The organism is Candidatus Symbiopectobacterium sp. NZEC127 (assembly GCF_025962675.1).
GTDB lineage: Bacteria > Pseudomonadota > Gammaproteobacteria > Enterobacterales > Enterobacteriaceae > Symbiopectobacterium.
Genome location: NZ_JAGFPG010000064.1, coordinates 1 through 578, shown reverse-complemented (window position 1 = coordinate 578; position 578 = coordinate 1). Strand labels below are relative to the sequence as shown.

Here is a 578-nt window from a genome sequence, read left to right as displayed (position 1 = left end):
GTTGTTTCTGGTATTAATTTAGTCGCTAATTGAGGTGCAAGTACTAATAGTGCAATCTATTTCGTTGCTGATAAGTTTGTTGTTTCTCCTGGTGCCAGTACTACTAACGCTAAGAGTCCGTTTACTATTGATGGCGGTGTTGTGTATCTGAATAACGCGATGATTAAAAATGCGAGTATCGGTACTGCCTTGATCGCTGATGGCAGTATCACAAACGCCAAGATAGGTAATGCACAGATCACTTCTGCTAAGATTGCTGATGCTCAAATTACCAATGCTAAAATAGCTGGTGATATTCAAAGTGATAACTGGTCTTCTGGTTCAGGTTGGCGACTTGGTAAATCCGGGTAAATTAGAGCTTAAATCTGCTTCAACTGGTCAACGTATTGAATTAGATGAAACAGGGTTACGAGTATATGATTCGAATAACATATTAAGAGTATCAATAGGGGTAATATAATGGCAGGTATGGGCGTTAAATTCTTTTCTAATACAATTGGAAGAGAGTTTATAATGGATGAAGGTTGTAGATATATGAATTATTTGGGAAGAGTAACTAACAATGCAATGTGGGTTAC

Annotated in this window: 1 protein-coding gene; it reads left to right on the top strand. The window is 37.5% G+C overall.

What is annotated here, in order from left to right:
• The first annotated feature begins 141 nt into the window (after window positions 1-141).
• Window positions 142-351, top strand: a complete 210-nt coding sequence (locus J5069_RS23935; RefSeq protein ID WP_264646138.1) for a hypothetical protein — start codon at window positions 142-144, stop codon at window positions 349-351.
• Window positions 352-578: the final 227 nt, after the last annotated feature.